This is a genomic window from Microcoleus sp. SVA1B4, assembly GCF_036700545.1.
Lineage (GTDB): Bacteria > Cyanobacteriota > Cyanobacteriia > Cyanobacteriales > Microcoleaceae > Microcoleus.
Map to the genome: position 1 here is coordinate 1 of NZ_JAUBPB010000127.1, position 5,616 is coordinate 5,616.

General features: G+C 50.6%; 1 protein-coding gene and 1 pseudogene. Both read left to right on the forward strand.

Going from position 1 to position 5,616, the window contains the following annotated elements; genetic code table 11:
* A pseudogene (locus tag QT987_RS29235) lies at positions 1 to 345 on the forward strand (calcium-binding protein); the annotation flags it as partial.
* 649 nt (positions 346 to 994) lie between these two features.
* Positions 995 to 5,616, forward strand: a 4,622-nt coding sequence (locus QT987_RS29240) for a DUF4347 domain-containing protein (RefSeq protein WP_333246954.1), incomplete at its 3' end; no start/stop codon positions are given.

Here is a 5,616-nt window from a genome sequence, read left to right on the forward strand (position 1 = left end):
CAGGGTAATGACACTATTTACGGAGGGAAAGATAGCGATATTCTCAATGGGGGTGCAGGGGATGACTGGCTGTTTGGCGATGGGGGAGATGATACTTTGATTGGGGGTATTGGGAACGATCACTTTGTGTTAAGCGCTAATAGCGGTATTGATACTATCCTCAATTTTTCCGTAGGAAGTGATAAGTTTGTTCTGGCTGGTGGCTTGAGTTTTGAGGCTTTGCAAATTAATTCGACTGCCAATAGCACACTGCTACAAGTTGCGGCCACAGGCGAGGTTTTGGCTCAGGTTTTTGGCGCTGATAATTTGCTGAGTAATCGGGATTTTCTCACTCTTTCTCCTTAAGACCAAAGCGCATTAAATATGCTGCATTTTTTCCTATGCTTTTAGCAACTCGGTTTATTTGATAAACCGAGTCTTTTAATGTAGCATAAAAAATAGTAATCTGGATATTTTGGGGTTATTCGACTCAATAAAAACCATAAAAATGGTTTTTATTGAGTCATTTGTTCCTGATAAAATAAAACAAAAAAAGTTGAAAACTACAAAAAATATAACCATTTCTTGAGTATCATATAGATGATTTGAGAGTCGGCTGATTGAGATCGATCAAATTGGGTTTGATAAAAACTCGAGTCGTAATAAAAATCGCATACATTAACCCCTTTGATACTACAAAAACACAGAGTTGTCAACTACTTTTAGGTAAAAAATATCTAATTTTACGGTAATTTATCGTAGATTGTGCTAATTTTTTTCATTTAAAAATAATTTAGACCCACGTCTGAATTGGCGAAAAAAAAACCTGATTTACCAGCGAAATAGAGCGAACTGCTACTTTGGGAAGATGTCGATCCAAACAAAAACGAAGTAAAAATAACTTGTTAACTATGCGAAATCGAGAAATGAGCAGTTAGAAATTTCCCATTAGCAATTAACAATAATATCTACCACTGAAGATTGAAAGTTAATAGATCAAGGAGCTATGTAACTCATGAAACATTTAGGGTGCAACTACTCTTCGCCAATTCACCAATCAAGTTGCGATCGCCGCTACACTTACTGCATAAAAAGTTCTTGGAGTGGGCCGTCGTTAGTGGGTGATATGGCGCTCGATATTTCCGGTTTAACAAAAGCGAGTCGGGGCGTCAAGACTACACCTACAAAAAATTTAGTTTGCATCGATCCGAGGGTAGAGAATTATCAGCATCTTGCCAGCGGAGTCAAACCAGGGACAGAGATAATTGTCCTCGATCGAACTCTGGACGGAGTAGAACAAATTACCGAGATTCTAGCTAAACGCAGTTTAATTGCCAGCCTTCAGATTGTTGCTCACGGCAATGAAGCTTCGGTGCAACTGGGGTCAACTTTACTGAAGAATGAAAACTTATCAAAGTACGATCGGCATTTGCAGCAGTGGCGAAATGCCTTAAGCGAAAAAGCCGATATTTTATTATTATCGTGTAAGGTTGGGGCTGGAAAATCCGGGATTGCTTTCGTGCGGAAGCTGAGAGAATTAACAGGCGCAAATATAGCGGCTTCCAACAATCTAATTGGCAGTGCCAAATTAGGAGGAAACTGGCAATTAAATGTTACAGCAGGACGAGTAAAAACAGCAATAGCCTTTGAAAAAAACACCCAGGAAAATTACAGCGCTGTCCTCATTAATTTAGTGGATGAAAGTTTTCAAGATGCAAGTCTAATCGGGCCTTGGATCTCTGGGGTAACAGGCATTTCAGATGCTCCAGCTTTAACAGCAGGAACCGGAACAGAGAGTTTTCCGGGCTTGAACATAGACCCGGTTGGCAGCGGGGCGTTGAGATTAACTACAAGAACTTTTGACCAATCTACTTTTGTCATCTATAACAGTCAGGTTCCTGTCAACAGCGGTCTTAAAATTGTCTTCGATATATTTGCCTACGACGGCACTACACGTCCTGATCGTCCTGATTTAGCAGGGCAGACAGGGGACGGCATAAGTTTCTTTTTAATTGACGGTACTGTGACGCCAACAGTAGCTGGAGGCTATGGAGGTTCTCTCGGCTACGCGCAAAATACAGATACAAATCAGTCCGGTTTACGGGGAGGTTATTTAGGAATTGGATTGGATGAATTCGGAAATTTCTCAACTACAACTCAAGGGCGGGTAGGCGGACTTCCGGGGGGAATTAGACGAGATTCGGTAACGCTTCGAGGTAGCGAAGTTACGCAATATCAATTTTTAACTTCTACGTTTGTGCCGCAGGGAATAGATAATATTCCCGATACCGTAAATCCTCTGCCTCCAAACGGGCCGAACAATGCCATTACCAGCAGTCGCGAAGAAGCCAGAAGAAGAGTTCAAATTATTTTGCAACCCCCCACTTCTGCAACGCCAAACCGTCTCACTGTTAACTTTGATCTCAACAATAATGGTTTGTTTACAGATCAGGGCGAGACTATTATCGACATTGCCAATTTAGAGGACTTAAACGGGCCAATCCCGGCAACATTCAAATTTGGTTTTGCTGGTTCAACGGGAGCCGCAACAAATATTCACGACGTTCGCACTTTGTCGATCCAAACTATAGACGTGCCGCTTACTACAGCAGATGTTGCCTCAACGAAAACAGGCCCGGCGGCAGCGGCACCGGGTAGCAGCATCACTTACACAATTACGACGGTAAATAACGGCCCGGACGCCGCCGAAAACGTGGTGGTTGAAGATCAATTGCCCGTCGGGGCAGTATTTGGCAGTGCCGACGGCAACGGCACTTTCAACCCGACAACGAGACTGGTTTCCTGGAGTATTCCGAATTTACCTGTTGGGGCCACAGCCACCCGCACCGTAACTGTTACGACCCCAACTACACTCGGCCCTATTACAAATAGTGTATTCAGCAGCAGCAGCACGATCGATCCCGTACCCGGTAACAACAGCGGCAGCCGCCCGGATGCGAGAGTCACGACCACTATTACGAACGATAGCGCTGATGTAGTGACGCGCAAAACCGGGCCCGCTACTGCGATCGCGGGTTCGACTGTCACCTACACAATTACGGCAGCCAACAGTGGGCCGAGTGCGGCAACCAATGTGGCGATCGCCGACACCATTGTTCCGGGTTTAACAGGAGTCAGCGTCTCCGAGGGCGGAACTTACAACGCAACTACAGGTATTGTGACTTGGACGGCGATCCCATCCCTAGCCAGCGCAACCAGCGCCAACAGAACCGTCAGTTTCGCAGTTCCCGCCACCGGTGGCACCGTCGCCAACACTGCTAGCAGCACCTCGATTACCCCAGACCCCAATCCCGGCAACAACAACGGCAGCAGCCCCGAAGCGCGAGTCACCACCACGATCGCCGATAGCGCCGATGTAGTGACGGTCAAAAGCGGGCCCGCTACTGCGATCGCGGGTTCGACTGTCACCTACACAATTACGGCAGCCAACAGTGGGCCGAGTGCGGCAACCAATGTGGCGATCGCCGACAGCATTGTTCCGGGCTTAACAGGAGTCAGCGTCTCCGAGGGCGGAAGTTACAACGCAACTACAGGTATTGTGACTTGGACGGCGATCCCATCCCTAGCCAGCGCAACCAGCGCCAACAGAACCGTCAGTTTCGCAGTTCCCGCCACCGGTGGCACCGTCGCCAACACTGCTAGCAGTACCTCCACCACTAATGACCCCAATCCCGGTAACAACAACGGCAGCAGCCCGTCGGCAAGAGTCACCACCACGATCGCCGATAGCGCCGATGTAGTGACGGTCAAAAGCGGGCCCGCTACTGCGATCGCGGGTTCGACTGTCACCTACACAATTACGGCAGCCAACAGTGGGCCGAGTGCGGCAACCAATGTGGCGATCGCCGACACCATTGTTCCGGGCTTAACAGGAGTCAGCGTGTCGGACGGCGGAACTTACAACGCAACTACAGGTATTGTGACTTGGACGGCGATCGCATCCCTAGCCAGCGCAGCCAGCGCCAACAGAACCGTCAGTTTCGCAGTTCCCGCCAGCGGCGGCCCCATCGCCAACACTGCTAGCAGCACCTCAACGAGCCCAGACCCCAATCCTGCCAACAACAACGGCAGCAGCCCCGAAGCGCGAGTCACCACTACTATCACCGATAGCGCCGATGTAGTGACGCTCAAAACCGGGCCCGCTACTGCGATCGCGGGTTCGACTGTCACCTACACCATTCTCACCGAAAACAGAGGGCCCAGTACCGCCACCAACATCACCCTTACAGACAGCATCGTTCCCGGTTTAACGGGCGTCACAGCATCCAACGGCGGTACTTACAACCCAGCCACAGGCATTGTCAGCTTTCCGCCCATTGCCAGCTTAGCTGACGGCGTGACCGTCAGCCGGAGAGTCACATTCCCAGTCCCCGCGACCAGCACTGTCAGCAACACGGCAAGAAGTACCTCAACCACTAATGACCCGAATCCCGGCAACAATAACGGCAGCGATCCCGTCGCAACTGTTACCACCAGCATCGCCTCTGCGCCGACTCCGACTCCCCCGCTCCCACCGACTCCGACTCCGACTCCTGCCAACCTACGGCCGATAGCTAGCAACGTCAACCTCGAAATCGCCCCCAGCAGCACTGTGGCGATCGCAGGACTGGGAGGAAGCGACCCCGACGGTTCGATCGCATCCTTCACCATCAACACCGTCCCACCAGCAAATGAAGGGCTGATATTTTTAGGCAATCCCGATACTGGCGGCACGATTGTCACCGCCGGTCAAATTCTGACACCTGCTGACATTAACCAATTATTTTTCCAATCGACAGGCAACTTTACAAAAGCAAATTTCACCTACAGCGCTACAGACAACCAGGGCGCTACCAGCCGCGCCAGCGCTACTGTATCGGCGGTGCTGCCGGAGCCAAACAAACCGCCAGTAGCTAACAACGTCGACCTCGATATCGCCCCCAGCAGCACTGTCTTGATCGCAGGACTAGGCGGCACAGATCCAGACGGGTCGATCGAATCTTTCACCATCAACACCGTCCCACCAGCAAATGAAGGGCTGATATTTTTAGGCGATCCCGAAACAGGCGGCAGGATTATCCGCGCCGGTCAAATTCTGACACCTGCTGACATTAACCAATTATTTTTCCAATCGACAGCCAACTTTACAACAGCAAATTTCACCTACAGCGCTACAGACAACCAGGGCGCTACCAGCCCCGCCAGCGCTACTGTCTCTGCCATTCCCCTGAACGAACCAACACCGGCGCCAACACCAACACCACCAACACCACCAACACCACCAACACCACCAACACCCGCGCCCACACCAACACCACCAACACCACCAACACCACCAACACCAACACCACCAACACCACCAACACCAACACCACCAACACCACCAACACCACCAACACCAACACCACCAACACCACCAACACCACCAACACCACCAACACCAACACCCGCGCCAGAACCCACACCCACACCCACGCCGGAACCAACACCCGCGCCAGAACCAACACCCACACCCGCCGCGGAACCAACACCCGCCCCAGAACCAACACCACCAACACCCACACCCGCCCCAGAACCAACACCACCAACACCCACACCCGCCCCAGAACCAACCCCCATATTCAACCCAGTAGCCGA